Source organism: Streptomyces mayteni (assembly GCF_054783955.1).
This window is the reverse complement of the sequence record NZ_BAAGPR010000002.1, coordinates 134,629-157,069: the sequence shown is the minus strand read 5'-3', so window position 1 is coordinate 157,069 and position 22,441 is coordinate 134,629. Positions and strand designations below refer to the sequence as shown.

General features: G+C 71.1%; 17 protein-coding genes and 1 tRNA gene. 6 read left to right on the top strand and 12 right to left on the bottom strand.

Features of this window, described 5'->3' with window-relative positions:
- Positions 1-112 precede the first annotated feature (112 nt).
- From ACYVPE_RS01765 to ACYVPE_RS01755, 3 genes are read left to right on the top strand one after another with little or no spacing between them, the layout of a single operon-like run.
- Entirely contained in the window at positions 113-1,567 is a 1,455-nt protein-coding gene (locus tag ACYVPE_RS01765) for a toxin glutamine deamidase domain-containing protein (RefSeq protein ID WP_461031538.1), read from the top strand.
- Between the two features lie 29 nt (positions 1,568-1,596).
- Positions 1,597-1,881 (top strand): YrhB domain-containing protein, encoded by a 285-nt coding sequence (locus ACYVPE_RS01760; RefSeq protein WP_461031537.1) that lies wholly within the window; start codon positions 1,597-1,599, stop codon positions 1,879-1,881.
- Entirely contained in the window at positions 1,874-3,163 is a 1,290-nt protein-coding gene (locus tag ACYVPE_RS01755) for a YrhB domain-containing protein (protein WP_461031536.1), read from the top strand. Before ACYVPE_RS01760 ends, ACYVPE_RS01755 begins: the two co-directional genes overlap by 8 nt.
- A gap of 6 nt (positions 3,164-3,169) precedes the next feature.
- Here ACYVPE_RS01755 and coaE read toward each other — a convergent pair whose 3' ends face one another.
- From coaE to polA, 5 genes are all read right to left on the bottom strand, one after another.
- The gene (gene coaE / locus ACYVPE_RS01750; RefSeq protein WP_461031535.1) at positions 3,170-3,763 is read right to left on the bottom strand and encodes a dephospho-CoA kinase; all 594 of its coding nucleotides are present in this window, start codon (positions 3,761-3,763) and stop codon (positions 3,170-3,172) included.
- 9 nt (positions 3,764-3,772) lie between these two features.
- Entirely contained in the window at positions 3,773-4,726 is a 954-nt protein-coding gene (locus ACYVPE_RS01745; RefSeq protein ID WP_461031534.1) for a proteasome assembly chaperone family protein, read from the bottom strand.
- Between the two features lie 151 nt (positions 4,727-4,877).
- Entirely contained in the window at positions 4,878-6,383 is a 1,506-nt protein-coding gene (gene rpsA / locus ACYVPE_RS01740) for a 30S ribosomal protein S1 (protein WP_461031533.1), read from the bottom strand.
- Positions 6,384-6,748: 365 nt separating this feature from the next.
- Positions 6,749-8,218 (bottom strand): lytic transglycosylase domain-containing protein, encoded by a 1,470-nt coding sequence (locus ACYVPE_RS01735; RefSeq protein WP_461031532.1) that lies wholly within the window; start codon positions 8,216-8,218, stop codon positions 6,749-6,751.
- Between the two features lie 340 nt (positions 8,219-8,558).
- On the bottom strand, positions 8,559-11,288 hold the full coding sequence (gene polA, locus ACYVPE_RS01730; RefSeq protein WP_461031531.1) for a DNA polymerase I: 2,730 nt from the start codon (positions 11,286-11,288) through the stop codon (positions 8,559-8,561).
- A gap of 175 nt (positions 11,289-11,463) precedes the next feature.
- On the opposite strand from polA, the gene ACYVPE_RS01725 reads away from it, so the two are divergent.
- Together ACYVPE_RS01725 and ACYVPE_RS01720 are read left to right on the top strand one after the other, a co-directional pair.
- Positions 11,464-13,773, top strand: a complete 2,310-nt coding sequence (locus ACYVPE_RS01725; protein ID WP_461031530.1) for an FdhF/YdeP family oxidoreductase — start codon at positions 11,464-11,466, stop codon at positions 13,771-13,773.
- Between the two features lie 12 nt (positions 13,774-13,785).
- A complete protein-coding gene (locus ACYVPE_RS01720; protein WP_461031529.1) occupies positions 13,786-14,283 on the top strand; it encodes a PaaI family thioesterase in 498 nt (165 codons plus the stop codon).
- Between the two features lie 21 nt (positions 14,284-14,304).
- Here the strand turns inward: ACYVPE_RS01720 and ACYVPE_RS01715 are convergent, their stop codons facing one another.
- The 6 genes from ACYVPE_RS01715 to ACYVPE_RS01690 form a co-directional block, all read right to left on the bottom strand.
- Complete coding sequence (locus tag ACYVPE_RS01715; protein ID WP_461031528.1) at positions 14,305-15,075, bottom strand: ABC transporter ATP-binding protein; 771 nt, start codon at positions 15,073-15,075, stop codon at positions 14,305-14,307.
- Positions 15,072-16,043, bottom strand: coding sequence for an ABC transporter ATP-binding protein (locus tag ACYVPE_RS01710; RefSeq protein WP_461031527.1), 972 nt, complete (start codon positions 16,041-16,043; stop codon positions 15,072-15,074). Before ACYVPE_RS01710 ends, ACYVPE_RS01715 begins: the two co-directional genes overlap by 4 nt.
- A complete protein-coding gene (locus ACYVPE_RS01705) occupies positions 16,040-17,410 on the bottom strand; it encodes a branched-chain amino acid ABC transporter permease (RefSeq protein ID WP_461031526.1) in 1,371 nt (456 codons plus the stop codon). Before ACYVPE_RS01705 ends, ACYVPE_RS01710 begins: the two co-directional genes overlap by 4 nt.
- Positions 17,407-18,330 carry a branched-chain amino acid ABC transporter permease gene (locus ACYVPE_RS01700; protein ID WP_461031525.1) on the bottom strand — a complete coding sequence of 308 codons (924 nt, stop codon included), beginning with the start codon at positions 18,328-18,330 and terminating at the stop codon, positions 17,407-17,409. Before ACYVPE_RS01700 ends, ACYVPE_RS01705 begins: the two co-directional genes overlap by 4 nt.
- A 109-nt stretch (positions 18,331-18,439) precedes the next feature.
- Complete coding sequence (locus tag ACYVPE_RS01695; RefSeq protein WP_461031524.1) at positions 18,440-19,606, bottom strand: branched-chain amino acid ABC transporter substrate-binding protein; 1,167 nt, start codon at positions 19,604-19,606, stop codon at positions 18,440-18,442.
- Between the two features lie 359 nt (positions 19,607-19,965).
- Positions 19,966-20,643 carry an ANTAR domain-containing response regulator gene (locus ACYVPE_RS01690; RefSeq protein ID WP_461031523.1) on the bottom strand — a complete coding sequence of 226 codons (678 nt, stop codon included), beginning with the start codon at positions 20,641-20,643 and terminating at the stop codon, positions 19,966-19,968.
- A gap of 93 nt (positions 20,644-20,736) precedes the next feature.
- Here ACYVPE_RS01690 and ACYVPE_RS01685 point away from each other — a divergent pair.
- A tRNA-Leu gene (locus ACYVPE_RS01685) sits at positions 20,737-20,819 on the top strand.
- A 113-nt stretch (positions 20,820-20,932) separates the two neighbouring features.
- Here ACYVPE_RS01685 and pyk read toward each other — a convergent pair.
- Positions 20,933-22,366 carry a pyruvate kinase gene (gene pyk, locus ACYVPE_RS01680; RefSeq protein WP_461031522.1) on the bottom strand — a complete coding sequence of 478 codons (1,434 nt, stop codon included), beginning with the start codon at positions 22,364-22,366 and terminating at the stop codon, positions 20,933-20,935.
- Positions 22,367-22,441 lie beyond the last annotated feature (75 nt).

Genomic DNA, 22,441 nt, shown 5'->3' with positions numbered 1-22,441 from the left:
GATTGAACCCGACCCGGCCTGGCGTTTAGCGTGCCGTGAGACAGAATGATCGTCCGATCATCACGGGGGCGTACACGACATGGCACGGCCGGCTGACTGGTCTCCAGTCGACATGGACTCGGATCCGACACCGGGTGACCCGGACGAGGTCCGCGACCTCGCCGAGGAACTCCAGACCTTCGCGGACGAAGTGGGCGATGCCCTGGGGCAGATCCGCGGCATGTCGGAGGACCGGGCCGTCATGGACTGGGCCGGCCGGTCCGCCGAGGCTTTCCGCGCCGAGTTCGACGGCGTCCCCGGCAACCTCCAGAAGCTCCAGACCTCCTACGACATGGCCGCCGCTGCCCTGGACGCCTACTGGCCCAAGCTGGAGAACGCCCAGGGCATGGCCGACCGGGCCCTGGACCGGGCCATCGCCGCCCAGGCCGATCTCTCCTCGGCCCAGGCCGCGTTGTCGGACGCCCAGGACTGGGTCTCCCGCGCCGGCGAGGAGGCCGAACGCCTGGAGCGCGAGGGCGAACGCGACGACGTCGAGCCGCCCTCCGAGGCCGACGTCCGGGCCGCCACCCGGGACGCGACCGCCGCGGGACAGGCCGCCACCGGCGCCCGGTCCCAGGTCGACGCCGCCGAGGACGCGCTCTCCGCGGCCCGCGAACTCGCCAGGCAGGCGAAGGAGATGCGGGAGGACGCGGCCCGCGACTGCGCCTCGGGCATCGACGAGGCGTCGGACGCCGGCATCCAGAACCGGCGCTGGTGGGAGGACGCCATCCACTGGGTGTCCGAGAACTGGGACACCATCGTCGAGGTCTGCAAGGTCGTCGTCGCGGTGCTCGGCATCGTCGTCATGATCATCGGCGGGCCCCTCGCCCTCATCGTCCTCGCCGCCGCCCTCGTCGTCCTCGCCGACACCCTCTACAGATACGCCAACGGCCAGGCCACCCTCTGGGATGTGGCGTTCGCCGCGCTCGACTGCATCCCCGGCATGAAGGGCATCACCACCCTCGGCGGCCTCGCCGTCGGGCTCAGGGGCGGCCTCACCGCCATCAGGGGCGGTCTTCGCGGAATGGGCGTGGCAATACGCCGCGTCGCGAGCAGATTCGGGCGGCAGCCGACGCCCGTCATTCACGCGGACTCGATGAACCCGGCCGACGCGCAACGGTTCATCGACACCAACTACCCCTGGCTCAACGACGTGAACGCCACGGGCTATCCCGGCTACACCCAGAACTGCACGAACTGCGTCGTCGCGGTCGACCGCCGGCTCGACGGCATCCGGGCGACCGCGGCGCCGATGGGAGGTCCCGGATGGGTGAACCAGGCGGCATTGCGCGCAGAGAGCGTACGCTATCAGACCGTGAGCAGTTACGACGAGATCGCCCAGGACCTGATACGCAGAGGAGAGGGCGCAAGAAGTGTCGTGGCCATTGACAGACCCAACGGTACCGGCCATGTCTTCAACGCGGTCAATTCACCACACGGGGTCGTCTATCTGGATGGTCAGACAGGGCAGTTGGCGACCTTGGAACAAGGCGTATCCGCCATACACTTCCTGCCCTATCGGGGCTAGCACTCCGGAATTCACGAGGGAACACTCACATGGTTTCGCAAGAAGAAGCGCTGCGGATCGCGTTGGAATATCTGCAGAACGTCTACCGGGACGAGCAATACACATTCGTGATGCAGCCGGAGCTCACTCGGGGATATCGGGCCGTGTGGGCCGTGCGCTTCGACACCCAGGAGCATCTGGACACCGGCGACTTCACGAAGGCCCCGATGACGCGGGTACTCCTGGTGCCGAAGGACGGGTCCGCGCCGTGGTGGCCGCCCAGCGCCTGGTCTGTGAGCGAGTTCGAGGCGCAACTCGGGCCACGCGATGAGTGATCCCCGAGAGCGGGCCGTGCGGTGGCTCGACCAGACCTACCAGGGCCGGGTCGCGCCGCATGGTTCCGCCCCGCTCCAGGAGACGCCCGAGACCTGGCTCTTCGCCTGCGCGGCCACCGACGGCTCGGCCCTGCTCAACGCGTCACTCGCCGTGCCGAAGAACGCCACCACGCCCTTCCACCCGGCCACGGACGACCCGCGCGCCGACCTCGCCGCCTTCGACGCCGCCCCACGAGCCCGGGAGCCGCTCGCCCAGGCCCGGCGCACCAACGCCCGAGGCTGCGTCCTCGCCATGCACGCGGCGTTGGGCGGCGCCAAGGCGACGCCGCTGCCATGGCGGCCTGAGCACGAGAGCTCCGGCTGGTGGGAACGGCTGGTGCACCAGTTCTCGCCCGACGCCGACGTGTCCACCTTCGACGACTGGAACGAACTGGCCGCCGAAATCCCGCTGTACGGCCGGGACGCGCGGGGGCTGGTCTGGATACGCCGCGAGATCGACGGCGTCGAGACCAGCGGCCACCTGCTCTACGCCCACCACACCGACGACGGGGTAGCGCTGGTCGACCCCATGGCGGGCCGGTTGGGCAACACCGAGCGGCAGGGCGTCCGCGAACTCGTCCTCGCGGTGGCCCAGAGCCCCGGCCGGGTGCCCGCGGCGGCGGCCGCGACGGCCGGCCCGGGCTGGCAGGCGCCGGCCGAGAGCTTCGAGGCGGCGATCGCCAAGGCCGAGGCGTGGCTCGGCGAGGTGTACGGCGGGGAGGTCGTCCTCGTCGCCTCCGACCCCGCGGACGAGGGGTCGCGCGGCTGGCTCTTCGCCTGCAACACGAGACGCTTCGTCGAGACGGGGCACTGGGCGGACGGCATGCTGGACGCCGCCCTGATCGTCCCCAGGAACCCGGCTCAGCCCTTCGCCCTGCCCAACTCGACGCCCTGGCCGTGGCTCCACCGGTGGCAGGAGGGCGGAACGCCGGTCGTGGCACCCCCGAAGCCGGGCCCCGCCGCCTGGCTCGCCCCGACGATGAACCAGCTCGGCGGCGTCATCTCCACCAGCGACCACCAGGACTGGCTGTCGCTGACCGCCGAGTTGGCGAGCTTCCCCGAAGGGAGCAGGGCGGTGGTCTGGCTCCGCAGGAACGACGCCCGTGGCCGGGAGTCCGTGGGCCTGCTGCTCAACGGTATGTGCACGGCCGACGGCATCGTCCTGCTGGACAGCATGACCGGCGAGTCGGCCTCCCTGGAGACCGAGGGCATCAGGGCACTGCACCTGATCCGCTACCGCTAGGAGCGGTCAGGCGGCGCCGGCGAGGCGTGGCCACAGCTCGTCGACCTGGCGCTCCAGGTCGACCAGCGAGCCGTCGTTGTCGAGGACGAAGTCGGCGATCGCGAGGCGCTCCTCGCGGGACGCCTGGGCGGCCATCCTGGCCCGGGCGTCCGCCTCCGTCATGCCGCGCCGCCGCAGCAGCCGGTCGAGCCGGGTCTCCGTCGAGGCGTCCACCACGATCACCAGGTCGTAGCGGTCCTGGAGCCGGTTCTCGGCGAGCAGCGGCACGTCGTGCACCACCACGGCGTCGGGCGCCGCGGCGGCCTGCAACTCGGCGGAGCGGGCGGCCACCAGAGGGTGGACGATGGCGTTCAGCGCCCGCAGGCGCGACTCGTCGGCGAACACGACCGCACCGAGCCTCGGCCGGTCGAGCGCGCCGTCCGGCGTCAGCACCTCGGGGCCGAACTCGGCGACCACGGCGGCGAGTCCCGGGGTGCCGGGGGCGACCACCTCGCGGGCGATCAGGTCGGCGTCCACGATCACCGCGCCGTGTGCCGCCAGCAGCCGCACCGCCTCGCTCTTGCCGGCCCCGATGCCGCCGGTCAGACCCACTGTGCGCATGGCCGCAGGCTACCGCTCCCCCTCGCCGTCCTCCCGCTCGGCCAGGAAACGCTCGAAGACCTCGCCCAACTCGTCGGCCGACGGCAGGTCCACCGGCTCGGCGACCAGGCTGCCCCGGGTGGCGACCCCGGCCATCGCGTCGTACTGCTGCTCGAGGCCGCGCACCACCGCGACCAGCTCCGAGTCGCCCTCGGCCAGCTCGCGCTCGATCTCGTTCTGCGTCTTGTGGGCGCTGCCGCGCAGCGCGTGCGCCGTCTCCGGGAGCACCAGTCCTGTGGCGGCCGTGATGGCCTCCAACACGACCAGCGCGGCGTCCGGATACCGGGAGCGGGCGATGTAGTGCGGCACGTGCGCCGCCACCCCGAGCACCCCGTGGTCCGCCTCGGCGAGCCGCAGCTCGACCAGCGCGGCCGCGCTGCCCGGCACCTGGGCCTCGTCGAACATCCCGCGGTGGCCCGGCATCAGCTCGGCGGCGCGGTTGCCGTGCGGGGTGAGGCCGACCGGGCGGGTGTGCGGCACGCTCATCGGGATGCCGTGGAAGGTCACGGCGAGCCGCACGTTGAGCCGCTCCACGATCCCCCGCACGGCGAGCGCGAAGCTCTCCCACTCCACGTCGGGCTCGGGGCCCGACAGCACCAGGAACGCCTGCCCGGTCGCGTCGTGCAGGAGCCGCACCTCAAGGCTGGGGGTGGCGTAGGCCGTCCACCGGTCGCGGCGGAAGGTCATGGTGGGCCGCCGGGCGCGGTAGTCGATCAACCGGTCGTGGTCGAACCTGGCCACCGTCGTGGCGGGGCGGCCTTCGAGCAGTCGCTCGATCAGCTGTCCGCCGGTCTCGCCGGCGTCGATGAAGCCCTCGAAGTGATAGATCAGCACCGGCCCGGCGCTGTCCGAGCCGCCGGTCGCCTCGTCGACCAGGGCCAGGCCGCGCGGCTCCCATGCGAACAACTCCTGCGGATCGCGCACCGTGACCGCTCCCCTTCCGCTGTGACGCGTACCCAGGCGACAACATCCAGTAGGGCGAAGGCATTCCCGCCCGAGAAAGGGCCGAGGCCCGCACCCCCGAGGGGGTGCGGGCCTCGCCCGTCACAAAGGTGCGGACCTCGCGGTCCAGCGATCAGCTCTGCCCGCCGGCGAGCTTCTCGCGCAGCGCGGCCAGCGCCTCGTCGGACGCCAGGGCGCCCGAGTCCTCGGCCTGCGGCGACGAGTAGGAACCGCCGCCGCCACCGCCCTGCTGACCACCGGCGCCGCCGGAACCGGCGGCCTCGGCCTCGGCCTGGGCGTCCGCCTCGCGGGACTTGATGACCTGCGCCTGGTGCTGCTCGAAGCGCTGCTGCGCCTCGGCGTACTGGCGCTCCCACTCCTCCCGCTGCTTGTCGTACCCGGGCAGCCAGTCGTTGGCCTCCGGGTCGAAGCCCTCGGGGTAGATGTAGTTGCCCTGGTCGTCGTAGGAGGCGGCCATGCCGTACAGGGTGGGGTCGAACTCCACGGCCATCGGGTCGGGCCCGAAGTTCTCGTTGGCCTGCTTCAGCGAGAGGCTGATCCGGCGGCGCTCCAGGTCGATGTCGATGACCTTGACGAAGATCTCGTCGTTGACCTGGACGACCTGCTCCGGGATCTCCACGTGGCGCTCGGCCAGCTCGGAGATGTGGACCAGGCCCTCGATGCCCTCGTCCACCCGGACGAACGCGCCGAACGGCACCAGCTTGGTGACCTTGCCGGGGACGACCTGCCCGATCTGGTGGGTGCGGGCGAACTGCTGCCACGGGTCTTCCTGGGTCGCCTTCAGCGACAGCGAGACGCGCTCGCGGTCCATGTCGACGTCCAGCACCTCGACCGTGACCTCCTGGCCGACCTCGACGACCTCGGAGGGGTGGTCGATGTGCTTCCAGGAGAGCTCGGAGACGTGCACCAGGCCGTCCACGCCACCGAGGTCGACGAACGCGCCGAAGTTGACGATGGAGGAGACGACGCCGGAGCGCACCTGGCCCTTCTGCAGGGTGGTGAGGAAGGTCTGGCGGACCTCGCTCTGGGTCTGCTCCAGCCAGGCGCGGCGGGAGAGAACCACGTTGTTGCGGTTCTTGTCCAGCTCGATGATCTTGGCCTCGAGCTCCTTGCCGACGTACGGCTGGAGGTCGCGGACCCGGCGCATCTCGACCAGGGAGGCCGGCAGGAAGCCCCGGAGGCCGATGTCGAGGATGAGGCCACCCTTGACGACCTCGATGACGGTACCGGTGACGATGCCGTCCTCGTCCTTGATCTTCTCGATCGTGCCCCAGGCGCGCTCGTACTGGGCGCGCTTCTTGGACAGGATGAGGCGACCTTCCTTGTCCTCCTTCTGGAGAACCAGGGCCTCGATCTCGTCACCGACGGCGACGACCTCGTTGGGATCGACGTCGTGCTTGATCGACAGCTCGCGGGAGGGGATGACCCCCTCGGTCTTATAACCGATGTCGAGCAGGACCTCGTCCCGGTCGACCTTCACGATGACGCCGTCGACGATGTCGCCGTCGTTGAAGTACTTGATCGTCTCGTCGATCGCGGCGAGGAAGGCTTCCTCGGAACCGATGTCGTTGACCGCAACCTGCGGGGTGGTCACGGTTGTCTCGGTGCTGCTCGTCATGTGGTAAAGGGCTCCGGTACGGACATGTTCGTAGGCACTGCTACGCCGCAGGCCCAATATCGCACCGCCGAAGCCGGACAGCCTGAGAGACGCCATCCATAGGTTCCGGGGTCCGGGGACCCTGGAACCGGTAGCGCCTCGACAACCGAGGGGACATACAACAGATGCGAGCGCGGCCTACTCCGTCTGAGGCGCGCAGGCCCGCAGCGCGCCTTATAGCATACGGACATAGCGGAGCGGGGTCAATGCGCGCTTCGCCTCACGTGGGGCCCTAACAGGCCAAACCCGGCCGATTCCCGCCGCAGGGATCCACGACACCACGCCCGGAGACGACCGCGTCACCGGGCGTGGTGTCCGACCGGGTCTCAGACGGCGCGCCTGGTGGCGGTGGCCGCCGGCGCCTCGGCGCCGCCCTCCGCGCCGTCGCCGCTCTCGCCGTCCGTGGACTCCTCGTCGTCCTCGGCCGGGTCCTCGGGGTCCTCCCCGCACGTGTCGGGGTCCTCCGGGTCGTCGGGGTTCTCAGGGTCGTCCGGGTCGTCCGGGTTCTCGGGGTCCGCGGGCTCGGTGGCCGGGTCCTCGGTCTCGGCCGGGTCCTGCGGCGTGCCGGTCTCCGGGGCCTCCGGGTCGTCGGGGTCGGCCGGGGCATCCGGGTCGTCCGGGTCCACCGGGCACTCGGGGTCCTGCGGGTCGTCGGGGTCGGCCGGGTCGTCGGGGTCGGTGGGCTCCGACGGGTCCTCGCCCGGGTCCGACGGGTTCTCGCCGCCCGGCTCCTCAGGCTCCGTGGGCTCCTCGGTCTCCTCCCCCGGGTCCTCGTCGTCCGGCGGGTCGATCGGGTTCGGCCGCGGCGTGACGGAGCCCTCCTCCTCGACGGGCGGCCGCGGGGCGGGCCGGTCGTCGCCACCAGCCGGGGTGTCCCGGTCGACGGGCGTCTCCCGGCCGGCCGAGGAGCCGCCGTCGCGCCCCGCGCCGGTGGCGCCCGGGTTCCGCGGGTTGCCGGGGCCGGGGCTGGTGGGCAGGCCGCCGTCGCCGTCCGGCACCTCGTGGACGCCGTCGCGGTAGTAGTCGAGCCAGGACCTGACCGTCGCCACGTAGTCCCACGAGTGGTTGTAGCTCAGCAGCGCCTGGTCCAGGTTGTCCGGGTCGGCCAGGCTGCGCCCCGAGGCGCACAGGTAGTTGCCGGCGGCGAGCGCGGCGTCGTAGACGTTGTTCGGGTTGGAGACGCCGTCCCCGTTGCCGTCGGCGCCCCAGCGGGCCCAGGTGGAGGGGATGAACTGCATGGGGCCGACCGCCCGGTCGTAGCGGGAGTCGCTGTCCCAGCGGCCGCGGTCGGTGTCCATGATCTGCGCGAACCCGTTGCCGTCGAGCACCGGGCCGAGGATGGGGGTCGTGGTGGTGCCGTCGGCGGAGACGTCGCCGCCCCTGGCGTGGCCGGACTCGACCTTGCCGATCGCGGCCAGCACCTCCCACTCCAGGTCGCAGCCCGGGTTGGTGCCGGCGACCGTCTCCGCCGCGCGCCGGTAGGCGTCGAGGACGGTGGCCGGGATGCCGGCCTCGCCCTCGCCCACGCCGGTGCCGGCCGCGGCGCCGCCGCCTCCGCCGCCCTCCGCGGTGTCCAGCGGCGGCAGGTCGGTGTGGTAGGAACGCTCCTCCTCCGCACCGTCATCCACGATGTCCGCGGGCTCCTGCACGGCCGGACGATCCGCCGGGTCCGACGGCCCCGCGGTGTCACTGCCCAGCACGTCCGGCGCCTGGGAGGCCGTGAGCGCCGCCATGGCCGCCGCGGCCACGGCGGAGCCCGAAATTCCCTTGCGGATCCTGCTGATACGCAACCCCACGCGTCTTCCCCTCCATCAGCGACTCGGTGCGGTGACCGGGACGACAGTACGACAGGTGCCGGTTCCCTAGCCAGAACCTACCGGTGTCCCTGGAGGGGCAGTTGGGGAAACGCGACGGCGGACGCGACGGGCGCGTCCGCCGACGTCCGCTTCGGTTCGCGCGGGAGTGCGCGGGAGTGCGCGGGTTGGGGGAACTCCCAGACGGAGCCTGGGGGAGGCCCCGCCGCCTGGACGCGACCAGCCACGACGGCGCCCCGAAGGGGCGCGGGGAACTGCGTGACCAGCCACGGCGGGCCCGCGGACGAGCGATGGCCCGCCGCGGCGCTTCCCAGCGGAGCGCCTAGTGCGCCGCGGACTCCCAGGTGTCACCCCAGCCGACCGACACGTCGAGCGGGGCGCGGAGCCCCACCGCGCCCGCCATCTCGCGCCGCACCAGCTCCTCGAGCCGCTCGCGCTCCCCAGGGGCCACCTCGAGCACGATCTCGTCGTGGACCTGGAGCAGCATCCGGGAGGCCAGCTTCTCGGCGCGCAGCGACTCGTCCACCCTGAGCATGGCGATCTTGACGATGTCGGCCGCGGTGCCCTGGATCGGCGCGTTGAGCGCCATCCGCTCGGCCATCTCGCGGCGCTGCCGGTTGGAGCTGGTGAGATCGGGCAGGTAGCGGCGGCGGCCGAGCAGCGTCTGGGTGTAGCCGATGCTCCTGGCCTCCTCGACCACGTGCTGGAGGTAGTCGCGCACGCCGCCGAAGCGCTCGAAGTAGGTGTCCATCAACTTCCGCGCCTCGTCGGGGCTGATGGACAGCTGCTGGGAGAGCCCGAAGGCGGAGAGGCCGTAGGCCAGGCCGTAGCTCATGGCCTTGATGCGGCGCCGCATCTCGGGGTCGACCTGGTCGCGCTCGACGCCGAACACCTGGGAGGCCACCGTGTCGTGCAGGTCCTCGCCGGAGGCGAACGCCTCCAACAGGCCGGCGTCCTCCGAGAGGTGGGCCATCACCCGCAGCTCGATCTGGCTGTAGTCGGCCGTCATCAGGGCCTCGAAGCCCTCGCCCACCACGAAGCCGCGCCTGATGGCCCGGCCCTCGTCGGTGCGGACCGGGATGTTCTGCAGGTTCGGGTCGGTGGAGGAGAGCCGGCCGGTCGCCGCCACCGTCTGCTGGAAGGTGGTGTGGATCCGGCCGTCGGGGGCGACGGTCTTGATCAGGCCCTCGACCGTGGTGCGCAGCCGCGCCTGCTCCCGGTGGCGCAGCATGATCACCGGCAGCTCGTGCTCGGTCTGGGTGGCCAGCCAGGCGAGGGCGTCCGCGTCGGTCGTGTAACCCGTCTTGGTCTTCTTGGTCTTGGGCAGCCCGAGCTCGCCGAAGAGGACCTCCTGGAGCTGCTTGGGCGAGCCCAGGTTGAACTCGTGGCCGACGGAGGCGTGCGCCTCGGTGACGGCCTGCTGGACGGCGACCGCGAACTGCTGCTCGAGCCGCTCCAGCCAGCCGCGGTCCGCCGCGATGCCGGCCCGCTCGAGCCTGGCCAGCAACTCGGAGGTGGGCAGCTCCAGATCGGTCAGCAGCTCGGCCGCGCCCACGTCCGCGAGGCGACCGGCGAACGCCTCGCCGAGATCCAGGACGGTGCGGGCGTGCCGCATCAGCGACTCCGCCTCGGCCTCGTCGTCGGCGCCGAAGGCCAGCTGGCCGCCAGACTCGGCGGGCTGCTCCAGCTCGCGGGCCAGGAACTCCACGCTCAGCGCGTCGAGTGCGAAGGAGCGGCGGCCCGGCTGCACCAGATAGGCGGCGAGCGCCGTGTCCATGGTGATGCCGGCCGGCTCCCAGCCGTGCTCGGCGAACACCCGGCGCACGCCCTTCGCGTTGTGCACGACCTTGGGCCGCTCCTGGTCGGCGAGCCAGCCGGCGAAGGCCCGCTCGTCCGCCTCGTCGAGCCGGGCCGGGTCGAACCAGGCCGCGGGGCCCTCGGCCGTGGCCAGCGCGACCGCGTGCACGCTGCCGGCGCCCAGCTTCCAGTCGTCGAGGGTGGCCAGGCCGAGCGGCGCCGCGCCGTGCTCGGCGAGCCACGGGGCGAGGCCGCCGGTGGTCAGCAGCACGCCGTCGACCGTGAACTCGTCGAGGGCGGGCGCCGGCTCGTCGGCGCGGGCCGGGTCGACGGCGAAGAGCCGCTCGCGCAGGCTGGGGTTGCGGAACTCCAGCGTGTCGAGGAGAACGGTGAGCGCGGACTCGTCGTAGGGCTGGCGGGCCAGGTCGGCCGGCACGCAGCCGAGTTCCACGTCCCTGGCGAGCTCGGTCAGCACCCGGTTGAGCCTGACCGAATCCAGGTGCTCGCGGAGATTCTGGCCTGCCTTGCCCTTGACCTCCTCGGCCCGCTCCGCCAACGCGTCGAGCGAACCGAACTGGTTGATCCACTTGGCGGCCGTCTTCTCGCCGACGCCCGGGATGCCCGGCAGGTTGTCGGAGGGGTCACCCCGGAGCGCCGCGAAGTCCGGGTAGAGGGCCGGGGGCAGGCCGTACTTCTCCTGGACCTTCTCCGGCGTGAAGCGGGTCAGCTCGGAGACGCCCTTGGTCGGGTACAGGACGGTGATCCGGTCGCTGACCAGCTGGAAGGCGTCTCGGTCGCCGGTGACGATCGACACCTGGAAGCCCTCGTCCGCGGCCTGCGTGGCGAGCGTGGCGATCACGTCGTCCGCCTCGAAGCCGGAGACCGCGAACCGCCGCACCCGCATCGTGTCGAGCAGCTCGCCGATCAGCTCCACCTGGCCCTTGAACTCGTCGGGCGTGGCGGACCTGGTGGCCTTGTACTCCGCGTAGCGATCCGAACGCCAGGTGACGCGGGAGACGTCGAAGGCGACCGCGAGGTGCGTGGGCGCCTCGTCACGAAGCGTGTTCGCCAGCATCGAGGTGAAGCCGTAGATCGCGTTGGTCGGCTGGCCCACCACGGTGGTGAAGTTCTCCGCGGGCAGCGCGAAGAACGCCCGATACGCCAGGGAGTGCCCGTCAAGCAGCATCAGCCGCGGGGCGCTCGGCGCGCTCGGCGCCTCCGCCCCGCTCTTCCCCTTCTCGCCTTTCTCGGACATCCCAGCCTTCCCGGAGCTCTCGTTCTCAGCCACGTCGCCGATCCTCCCATGGACCACTGACACTCCAGGTTCGGCGTGGCACGATCGGTGGCAAGATCCAGGAGCGCCACGGAGATCACCAGGTTCCCCACGGGCAACGCCCGGCGGAGGGCCAACGGGAAGAGGAGCACGCGCCATGCCAGCCAAGCCGCCCGCCGCCGACCCCGTCCAGGACGCACCCACGGTGGGCGAACCCAAGCACTCCGCGGTCGGCCTGCCGGCGATCGGGCAGGCTCTGCGGACGGCGCAGCGGCAGATGGGGGTGCGCCGCACCGCGCTCACCCTGCTCCGGGTCAACCAGCACGGCGGCTTCGACTGCCCGGGGTGCGCCTGGCCCGAGCCCGACAAGCCGCACACCGCCGAGTTCTGCGAGAACGGTGCCAAGGCGGTGGCCGAGGAGGCCACCGTCCGCCGGGTGACTCCCGAGTTCTTCGCCGCCCATCCGGTCGCCGAACTCGCCGAGCGCTCCGGGTACTGGCTCGGCCAGCAGGGCCGCCTCACCCACCCGATGTACCTCGCCGAGGGCGCCGACAGCTACCAGCCGATCTCCTGGGACCGGGCCTTCGACCTCGTCGCCGACGAGCTGCGCGCCCTCGGCACGCCGGACGAGGCCGTCTTCTACACCTCGGGCCGCACCAGCAACGAGGCCGCGTTCCTCTACCAGCTGTTCGCCCGCGAGTTCGGCACCAACAACCTGCCCGACTGCTCCAACATGTGCCACGAGTCGTCCGGCTTCGCGCTCACCGAGACCCTCGGCATCGGCAAGGGCAGCGTGCTGCTCGACGACCTCCACCGCGCCGACCTGATCATCGTGGCCGGGCAGAACCCGGGCACCAACCACCCGCGGATGCTGTCGGCGCTGGAGCAGGCCAAGGCCGGCGGCGCCCGGATCGTCACGGTCAACCCGCTCCCCGAGGCCGGGCTCGAGCGGTTCCGCAACCCGCAGACGCCGCGCGGCCTCGCCGGTCCTGGCACCGCCCTCACCGACCTCTTCCTGCAGATCAGGCTCGGCGGCGACCAGGCGCTGTTCCGGATGCTCAACAAGCTGATCCTGGCGCGCCACGCCGACGGCGACGCGACGGCGATCGACACCGCCTTCATCGACGAACACACCCACGGCTTCGAGGAGTTCGCCAAGGAGGCCGACGAGGCCGACTGGGCAGAGACGCTGCGCGCCACCGGCCTCGACCGGGCCGACATCGAGCGGGCCCTCGACATGGTGCTGGAATCGCGCTCCATCGTGGTCTGCTGGGCGATGGGGCTCACCCAGCACAAGCACTCGGTGCCCACCATCAGGGAGGTCGTCAACTTCCTGCTGCTCCGCGGCAACGTCGGCCGGCCGGGCGCCGGGGTCTGCCCGGTGCGCGGCCACTCCAACGTCCAGGGCGACCGCACCATGGGCATCGTGGAGCGCCCGCCGGCCGAGCTGTTGGCCGCCATCGAGCGCGAGTTCGGCTTCACGCCGCCCGCCGCGCACGGCCTCGACGTGGTCGACTCGATCCGCGCCCTGCGGGACGGCCGGGTCAGGGTGTTCTTCGCGATGGGCGGCAACTTCGTGGCCGCCTCCCCCGACACCGAGGTCACCGAGGACGCCATGCGGCGCGCCCGGCTGACGGTGCACGTCTCCACGAAGCTCAACCGCTCGCACTGCGTCACCGGCGCCCGGGCCCTGATCCTGCCCACCCTCGGCCGCACCGAGCGCGACACCCAGGCCGCCGGTGAGCAGTTCGTCACCGTCGAGGACTCGATGGGCATCGTGCACAGCTCACGCGGTCGGCTCCGCCCCGCCGGCGAGGCGCTGCTCTCCGAGCCGGCCATCGTCTGCCGGCTGGCCCGCCGGGTCCTCGGCGAGCGAAGCGCCACCCCCTGGGAGGAGTTCGAGGCCGACTACCGGTTGATCAGGGACCGCGTCTCCCGGGTGATCCCCGGCTTCGAGGACTTCGAGGCCCGGGTCTCGAAGCCCGGCGGCTTCGCGCTCCCCCACGGCCCCCGCGACGAGCGCCGCTTCCCCACCGCCACCGGCAAGGCCAACTTCACGGCGGCGCCCGTCGAACACCCCGTCGCCCCCGAGGGGCGGCTGCTGCTCCAGACCCTCCGCTCGCACGACCAGTACAACACCACCATCTACGGCCTCGACGACCGCTACCGCGGCATCGCCAAGGGCCGCCGCGTGGTGCTCGTCCACCCCGAGGACGCCGCCGCGCTCGGCCTCGCCGACGGCGACTACGCCGACCTGACCAGCGAGTGGACCGACGGCACCGAGCGCACCGCCGCCGGCTTCCGCGTCGTCCACTACCCCACCGCCCGCGGCTGCGCCGCCGCCTACTACCCGGAGACGAACGTGCTGGTGCCGCTCGACTCCACGGCGGACGTCAGCAACACGCCCACCAGCAAGTCGCTCGTCGTGCGGCTCACCCCGGCCGCCCGCCGCCCCGAGACCACCTGATAGAACGCTCCCATGGGCGAGCACGAGCAGCACACCACCGCGTTCCCATCCCACATCGTCGAGCAGTGGGCCGGCCTCGGCATCGACCTGCCGGCGCTCTTCTCCGCCGGCGCGCTCGGGCAGCGGATGGGGGTCCGCATACTGTCCGCCGCTCCCGAGCGCGTCGTCGGAACCCTGCCGGTCGAGGGCAACACCCAGCCCTACGGGCTGTTGCACGGCGGGGCGTCCGCCGTGCTCGCCGAGACCCTGGGTTCGGTGGGCGCCATGCTGCACGCCGGCCCCAACAAGATCGCCGTCGGTGTGGACCTCAACTGCACGCACCACCGCGCCGTGCGGACGGGGCTGGTCACCGGGGTGGCGACGCCCGCGCACACCGGCCGCACCTCGGCCACCTACGAGATCGTGCTCACCGACGAGCAGGACAAGCGCGTCTGCACCGCGCGTCTCACCTGCGTGCTGCGGCCCGCCGCCCAGCAGGGCCAGGCGGCGGAGCCGACGACACCGGTGTGAGCCCCTGGCGGGGCCCGGTGGTCACTCGATGGTCTCGCCCAGGTAGGCGGCGCGCACCCGGGGATCGGACAGCAGCGCGGACGCCTCGTCCGACATCACCACCGCGCCGGTCTCCAGCACATAGCCGCGGTTGGCCAGTTGCAGCGCCTGCGAGGCGTTCTGCTCGACCAGCAGCAGCGTGGTGCCCTGCTCGTTGATCTCCCGCAGGATCTCGAAGATCTGCTGGACGATCAGCGGCGCCAGGCCCATGGACGGCTCGTCGAGCAGCAGCAGCTCCGGCTTGCCCATCAGGGCCCGGCCGATCGCCAGCATCTGCTGCTCGCCGCCGGAGAGGGTGCCGCTGACCTGCTTGCGCCGGTCGGCGAGCCGCGGGAACAGGGTGAACACCCGGTCCAGGTCGGCCGGATCGGGGCGCTTGAGCCGGTACGCCCCCATCCGCAGGTTCTCCAGCACCGTCATCCGGGCGAACACCCGCCGGCCCTCGGGCACATGGCCGATGCCGAACTGGACGAGCTCGTGCGACTTGATGCCGTCCACCCGCTCGCCGCGCAGCAGCACCTCGCCGGCGCGCGGCTGGATCATGCCGGACGCCGTCTTCAGCGTCGTGGACTTGCCCGCGCCGTTGGCGCCGAGCAGCGCGACGACCTCGCCCTCGCCCACCGTCAGGCTCACGCCCTTGAGCGCCTCGATGGCGCCGTAGTAGACGTGCAGATCCCGCAGTTCGAGCAGCGGCGTGCCCTCGGGCCCGGCGTCCGCCGCGCCCTTCGGTTCCCACTCCACCTCGGTGCTCACGCCGTACCCTCCTCGCCGTCCGCGGCCCGCTCCCGGTCCGCCTCGCCGGCGCGCGCGGCGGGGATCCCCGCCGCCTGCGCCGCGTGTTCGGCCTGCTCGGCCACCAACTCGGCGACGGCCGCCTCCTGTTCGGCGTCGGCCGGGGCCCCGAGATAGGCCTCGATCACCGCCGGGTCCTGCTGCACCTCGGCGGGGGTGCCCTCGGCGATCTTCTTGCCGAAGTTGAGCACCACCACCCGGTCGGCGACGGACATCACCAGGCGCATGTCGTGCTCGATCAGCAGCACGCTGACGCCCAGGTCGACGTTGATCCGCCGGATCAGCACCTCCAGATCCCGCTTCTCGGTCGGGTTGGTGCCGGCCGCCGGCTCGTCGAGCAGCAGCACCTCGGGGTCGGTGGCCAGCGCCCTGGCGATCTCCAGCCGGCGCTGCTCGCCGTAGCTCAGGGCCGATGCCAGCTCGTTGATCCGCTCCTCGAGGCCCACGAAGGACAGCACCTCGTGCGCCTTGCGGTCGCTCGCCCGCTCGTCCCGACGCGCGTTCGGCAGCCCCAGCATGATGGAGACCGCGTCCGTGCGCTGCCGCGTCTCGACGGCGATCTTGACGTTCTCCAGCACGGTCAGCGCGCCGAACAGCCGGATGTTCTGGAAGGTGCGGGCAACCCCCAACCGGCTGACCCGGTGCGGCTTCTGCCCCCGCAACTCGTGCGAGCCGCCGGCCCGCGGACGGAACGTGATCGTCCCCTCCTGCGGGATGTAGGCGCCCGTGAGCGAGTTGAACAGCGAGGTCTTGCCCGCGCCGTTCGGGCCGATCACGGCCAGGATCTCGCCGCGCGCCATGCGCAGCGCGACCGCGTCCAGGCTGGTGAGGCCGCCGAACCGCAGCGTCACGCCAGAGGCGTCGAGCACGTCGCCGCCGTCCGCGCCGGCCGCCGCGGCCTTCGCCGCCTCCTGCATCTCCGTGGTCATGACTGCGCACCTCCGGGCTGGGCGCCCAGCGCGTCGGCGCCCGCGGTGCCCTCCTCGGCCATCTTCAACTCGTGCTGCCGGCGGCGCGAGGGCCACAGGCCCTGCGGCCGGTAGATCATCATCACGACCAGCAGCCCGCCCAGGTAGAGGAAACGGTCCTGGGGGTCGACCGTGTCCCGCAGGTACTCGGGGAGCCACACCAGGACCGCCGTGCCGAGCAGCACGCCGGGGATCGAGCCCATGCCGCCGAACACCACGTAGGCGAGCGCCAGCACCGACATCATCACCACGAACTGCTCGGGGTTGATGAAGCCCTGCTTGCTGGCGTAGATCACGCCCGCCACGCCGGAGGTCGACGCGCCGATGGCGAACGCCAGCAGCTTGAAGCGGACCGTGTCGACGCCGGTGGCGGCGGCCGCCACCTCGTCCTCGCGGATCGCGGTCCAGGCGCGGCCCACCCGGGAGTGTTCGAGCCTGATGAACAGCACCAGCACGACCACGATCGCGGCCAGCTGGACCCAGTAGTAGGGCTGCGGGTCCAACTCCCAGTCGTAGGACCAGAAGCCGAGGTCGACGGAGAACTTGTCCAGGCCCTGGGCGCCCCGGGTGCCGCCGGTGAACTCGTTGAGGTTCCTCGCCAGCAGGTAGACGATCTCGTGGAAGCCGAGCGTCACGATGGCCAGGTAGTCGCCGCGCAGCCGTAGGGTCGGCGCGCCGAGCAGCACGCCGGCGATGAGGCAGGTGAGCACGGCGATGGGGATCACCAGGAAGTTGTTCAGCTCGAACGGGGGCTCCACCGGGAGGCCGCCCGTCCAGAAGGCCGCGCTGTAGGCGCCGATCGCGAAGAACGCGATGAAGCCCAGGTCCAGCATGCCGGCCCAGCCGATGACGACGTTCAGGCCGATGGCGACCATCACGTAGACGCCGATCTGGTCGACCAGCACCTGCTGCCAGAAGGTGGAGACCAGCAGCGGCAGGATGATCAGGAAGACCAGCAGCGCGCCGAGGCCGCCCCAGCGGTAGGCGCGTTGGCCGCGCACCTGTCCCAGCAGACGTTGGATCGGGCGGGCGATCTCGCCGCCCAGCCGCCGGCGCTGGGTGCCCACCTGCTCACCGAAGAACTCGCGCACCGCCCAGATGCCGACCATCACGGCCAGCCAGACCAGGAGGCCGGTGCTCTGGAAGTTGGCCTGGATCGCGTGGAAGAGGTCGTTGCGCTCGCCCTGCTCGCCGGTGACCTGTGCCAGCACCACGGCCAGCACGACCATGCCGAACAGCCGCTGCCAGCGCGGCTGCTGGTACCAGCGCCGCCGCCGGAGCCGCGCCGCCGCCGAGAGCGGCTTGCGGACACTCACATCGGCACTCATGCCGTCCTCCCCACGCGCTCGCCGAGGAGGCCGGTCGGGCGGAGCATCAGCACCAGCACCAGCACGGCGAAGGCGCCGACGTAGCGCCAGGCGTCACCCCAGAGTTCGACCGTGAACGACTCGACCACGCCCAGCGTCAGTCCGCCGAGCATGGCGCCGCGGACGTTGCCGATGCCGCCGAGCACGGCCGCCGCGAACGCCGTGATGCCGGGCAGGAAGCCCATCTGGTAGTCCACCTGGAGGTTGGTGCCGAACAGGAAGCCGGCCACGCCGCCCATCAGGCCGCCCAGCACGAAGGTCCGGGAGACCACCTTGTCGATGTCCACGCCCATCAGGGAGGCGACCTCGGGATCCTGGGCCACCGCCCTGATGCCGGAGCCCAGCTTGGTGCGGTTGACCACGAAGTCCACCGTGACCAGCATCGTCACACCCGTGACGACGATGATCAGCTGCGTCACGCTCACCGGGGCGCCGAAGAACTCGAAGAGTCTCCGGTTCTCGTACATGGACGGCATCGGGATCGGATAGCGCCCGAACAGCTTGCCAGCCAGGTTGTACAGAAAGAACGACGCACCGATCGCCGTGATCAGAAAGACCAGACGTGGCGCATTCCGTCTGCGCAGTGGCCGATACGCCGCCTTTTCGAGTCCGAACGCGACCAGGCCGCCCAATGCCGCGCCCGCGCAGATACCGAGCAGCACATACAGGACGGACTGCAGGCCGGAGGGATCGGCGGCCGGCTCGAACAGGGTGAGCGCGATGACTCCCCCGAATCCGCCGGCCATGAAGACCTCGCTGTGCGCGAAGTTCAGCAGTTGGAGAACACCGTAGACGAGCGTGTAGCCAATGGCGATGACGGCGTAAAGCGAGCCGAGCACCACACCGAGGACTAGCACGTCCCAGATATCGGAAAGGGACATGGACTGACTTCCTTGTGGGAACGAACGGCAGCGGGCCTTTTCGGGCCAGCGGGGCGGACGGGCCGGCGGGGCGACACGGGTCGCGCCCGCCCGCCGGCCCGGGCGGCCGCTAGCCGCCCACCAGCTCCTCGACGGCGCCGACGTAGCCGATCGCCTCGCCCTCGACCTGGTACAGGTAGATCGCCTGCTGCGTGAACTCACCGTTCTCGTCGAACGAGAAGGTCTTGGTCAACCCCTCGTACTCCACGCCGGCCAGCGCCTCGTACAGCGCCGTCCGGTCCACCGAGCCTTCGGCCGCCAGCGCGGCGATCTGCTCGATGATCATGTTCGCCGCGTCGTACGACTCGGCGGAGTACGTGCCGGGCGCGACGCCGAACTCGGCCTCGTAGCGCTCGGCGAACGACTGGGTGGCCTCCTCCTGGGTGGCGTCCGTGCAGGGGCAGGTCAGGTAGAAGCCGTCCACCGCGCCGCCTGCCAGGTTGATCAGCTCGTCGTCGTTCGAGCCGTCGCCCGACATCACGATGCCCTCGTACCCAGCCTCGTCGAGACGTGTCGCGAACGGCGCCAGCGCCTCGTAGTACCCCGCGTAGATCAGCGCGTCGGCGCCGGACTCGACCACCGAACGGGCGGCGTTACCGTAGTCGACGGTGTCCGCCGGCACGCTCTCGCGCGTCACGGAGAGGCCGGCGGAGCCGAGGTCCGCCTCCGCGACGTCCGCGAGGCCCTCGCCGTACGGGGTCACGTCGTCGATCACGACGACGCTCCCCACACCGTCCGTGCTGGCCAGGAAGTCGGACATGGCCGCACCCTGCGCGTTGTCGTTGGGCACGGCGCGCAGGAACGTCGGGAAGCCCTGCTCGGTCAGCGTCGGGTTGGTCGCCGAGGTGGACACGGCGGCCAGGCCGGCCTGCCCGTACAGCGGCGCCGAGACATTGGTCGGACCGGAGAACGCGGGACCGACGACCGCGACCACATCGGAGTCGTCGATGGCGCTCTGCGCGGCGGTGGTGGCCTGGGTTTCGGAACCCTGGTCGTCCGCGGCGAAGTACTCCAGCTCGAAGTCGTAGTCGCCCGAGTCATTCGCCTCGTTGATCGCGAGCTGGACGCCGTTCTGCATATTTTCGCCGAGGCCCACGTTCTGCCCCGACAGCGGACCCTGATAAGCGATCTTGTAAGTCGTGCCGCCGTCGCCCCCGTCGTCACTGCCGCAGGCGGTGAGCACGAGCGCCCCAGCTACGACGGGTATCGCGAACCGCGCGATGGATTTGTTGAGCACTTCCAAAACCCCCTGGAGCGAGCCAGACGTGTCGTCACCGCACACTCCCATGCGCATGGCACACCGGTGCGGCGTGCAGCGGAATCTATTGCCCCCTGTGCTGCGCGAACACACCACAGCGACAGATGTGATCGCCTCGTGACCTGTGGCACATGCCGGAAACAGAACACCTCTCACCGGTCACCGGACGATCCACCCAAGATCCGCTCATCCCGGACCCAGTTCGTTCACCAACGCAAAGAGCGCGCCCGGGGTGGGGACCCCGGGCGCGCCCTGACCCGAATTGGGATGAATTAACAGAGAGTTAACTCATGGGCGGGACGCTGCTTCCGGCGCTGCTTCCGGCGCTGCTTCCGGCGCTACTTCTGCTGCTGCTTCTGCCGCTTCTCCTCGGCGTCCTGGATGACCGCCTCGGCGACCTGGTGCATGGAGAGCCTGCGGTCCATCGAGGTCTTCTGGATCCAGCGGAACGCGGCCGGCTCGGTGAGCCCGTACTGGGTCTGCAGCACGCTCTTCGCCCGGTCCACCAACTTCCGCGTCTCGAGTCGCTGCGCGAGGTCGGCGACCTCCTGGCTGAGACTCCTGAGCTCGTTGAACCGGGAGACGGCGATCTCGATGGCCGGCACCACGTCGCTCTTGCTGAACGGCTTCACCAGGTACGCCATGGCCCCCGCGTCCCGCGCCCGCTCCACGAGGTCGCGCTGCGAGAAGGCGGTCAGCATCAGCACCGGGGCGATGGACTCGCCGGCGATCTTCTCGGCGGCCGAGATGCCGTCCATGACCGGCATCTTCACGTCGAGGATCACCAGGTCGGGCCCCAGCTCGCGCGCCAGCTCCACGGCCCGCTCCCCGTCCCCGGCCTCGCCGACGACGGTGTACCCCTCCTCCTCCAGCATCTCCTTCAGGTCGAGCCGGATCAGGGCCTCGTCCTCGGCGATGACGACGCGGGTGGTGTTCGGCGGGACATGAGCGGTGTCCGCCTCGGTGGTGGCCTGGGCCGGAGTGGTGGGCTCGTCGGGGACGTCGGGGGTGCTCACGATGCTCCTCGTTTCCTGCCTGATGGGGCACTCATGAGAGTACCTAGTCGCCACCCCGGCGGCCGAGCCGATACACTCGCCGGGCGCTTCCCCGCCGGGTTGGTGGAATGGCATACACGGAGGTCTCAAACACCTCTGCCCGAGAGGGCTTGCGGGTTCGAATCCCGCACCCGGCACCGATTCAAACACCCACCCGTGTCCACGGTGTAACACCGGGCGGGTGCCACCGGCCGGTGGCCGGTGGCCGGCGCCACCCGGGTCATCGCAGGTCAGCGAGGGTTGTCGCGGGTCAGCGCGGGGAGTCGTCCTCGCCGACGTGGTGGACCCTGACCAGGTTGGTGGTGCCCGGGGTGGACGGCGGGGAGCCCGCCGTCATGACCACGATCTCGCCCCTGTGGCACCGGCCGATGCTCAGCAGCCGCTCGTCCATCTGGGCCACCATCTCGTCGGTGGTCTGCACGGTGGGTGCCAGATGGGTCTCCACGCCCCAGGTGAGGGTGAGTTGGGCGTGGGTGGCCGGGTCGGGGGTGAAGGCGACCACGGGGATGGGCGACCGGTAGCGGGCGAGCCGGCGGGCGGTGTCGCCGCTCTGGGTGAAGGCCACCAGCAGCTTGGCGTCGAGGAAGTCGCCGATCTCGGCCGCGGCGCGGGCCACGGCACCGCCCTGGGTCCGCGGCTTGGTACCCTCGGTCAGCGGCGGCAGGCCGCCGGAGAGCATCACGTCCTCCGCGGCGGCCACGATGCGGCTCATGGTCCTGACGGTCTCCACGGGATACCGGCCGACGCTGGTCTCGCCGGAGAGCATGACCGCGTCCGTGCCGTCCATGACGGCGTTGGCCACGTCGGACGCCTCGGCCCTGGTGGGCCGGGAGGACTCGATCATCGAGTCGAGCATCTGGGTGGCGACGATGACCGGCTTGGCGTTGCGCCGGGCCAGGGCGACGGCCCGCTTCTGCACCAACGGCACCGACTCCAGGGGCACTTCGACGCCCAGGTCGCCGCGGGCCACCATGATGCCGTCGAAGGCGTCGACGATGTCGCGGAGGTTCTCCTCGGCCTGCGGCTTCTCGATCTTGGCGATGACGGGGAGGAAGCGGCCCTCCTCGGCCATCACCCGGTGCACGTCCTTGATGTCGTCGCCGCTGCGGACGAAGGACAGGGCGATGACGTCGACCCCGGTGCGCAACGCCCAGCGCAGGTCCTCGATGTCCTTGTGGGAGAGGGCGGGCACCGAGACCGCGACACCCGGCAGGTTGAGGCCCTTGTGGTCGGAGACGAGGCCGCCCTCGACCACCACGGTGCGGACCTCCGGCCCCTCGACGCCGGTGACTTCGAGGGCGACCCGACCGTCGTCGACCAGAATCCGCTCACCCGGCCTGACGTCGGAGGCCAGGCCTGGGTAGGTGGTGCCGCAGCGGTTGACGTCGCCGGCGACGTCCTCGGTGGTGATGGTGAATTCGTCGCCGTTCTCGAGGAGGACCGGGCCTTCGCGGAAGCTGCCGAGCCGGATCTTCGGGCCCTGGAGGTCGGCCAGAATTCCGATGCTTCGACCCTTTTCCTCGGCGGCGCGCCGCACGCGCTGATAGCGCAGTTCGTGCTCGCGATGGGCGCCATGACTGAGGTTGAGTCGCGCCACGTCCATTCCGGCCTCGACGAGCGCGACGATGCGCTCATATGAGTCGGTAGCTGGCCCAAGTGTGCAAACGATTTTTGCTCGGCGCATAGGCCAACTGTAGGAGTTACCAGCCAGTAGCAGGCTATCCGGAAGTGACCACACGGCGGCTGGATTTTAAAGAGG

Excerpts from the sequence above, each read along its gene's own strand:
- ACYVPE_RS01765 (WP_461031538.1), top strand. The coding sequence starts at position 113 with ATGGACTCGGATCCGACACCGGGTGACCCGGACGAGGTCCGCGACCTC.
- ACYVPE_RS01760 (WP_461031537.1), top strand. The coding sequence starts at position 1,597 with ATGGTTTCGCAAGAAGAAGCGCTGCGGATCGCGTTGGAATATCTGCAG.
- ACYVPE_RS01755 (WP_461031536.1), top strand. The coding sequence starts at position 1,874 with ATGAGTGATCCCCGAGAGCGGGCCGTGCGGTGGCTCGACCAGACCTAC.
- coaE (WP_461031535.1), bottom strand. The coding sequence starts at position 3,763 with ATGCGCACAGTGGGTCTGACCGGCGGCATCGGGGCCGGCAAGAGCGAG.
- rpsA (WP_461031533.1), bottom strand. The coding sequence starts at position 6,383 with ATGACGAGCAGCACCGAGACAACCGTGACCACCCCGCAGGTTGCGGTC.
- polA (WP_461031531.1), bottom strand. The coding sequence starts at position 11,288 with ATGTCCGAGAAAGGCGAGAAGGGGAAGAGCGGGGCGGAGGCGCCGAGC.
- ACYVPE_RS01725 (WP_461031530.1), top strand. The coding sequence starts at position 11,464 with ATGCCAGCCAAGCCGCCCGCCGCCGACCCCGTCCAGGACGCACCCACG.
- ACYVPE_RS01720 (WP_461031529.1), top strand. The coding sequence starts at position 13,786 with ATGGGCGAGCACGAGCAGCACACCACCGCGTTCCCATCCCACATCGTC.
- ACYVPE_RS01710 (WP_461031527.1), bottom strand. The coding sequence starts at position 16,043 with ATGACCACGGAGATGCAGGAGGCGGCGAAGGCCGCGGCGGCCGGCGCG.
- ACYVPE_RS01705 (WP_461031526.1), bottom strand. The coding sequence starts at position 17,410 with ATGAGTGCCGATGTGAGTGTCCGCAAGCCGCTCTCGGCGGCGGCGCGG.
- ACYVPE_RS01700 (WP_461031525.1), bottom strand. The coding sequence starts at position 18,330 with ATGTCCCTTTCCGATATCTGGGACGTGCTAGTCCTCGGTGTGGTGCTC.
- pyk (WP_461031522.1), bottom strand. The coding sequence starts at position 22,366 with ATGCGCCGAGCAAAAATCGTTTGCACACTTGGGCCAGCTACCGACTCA.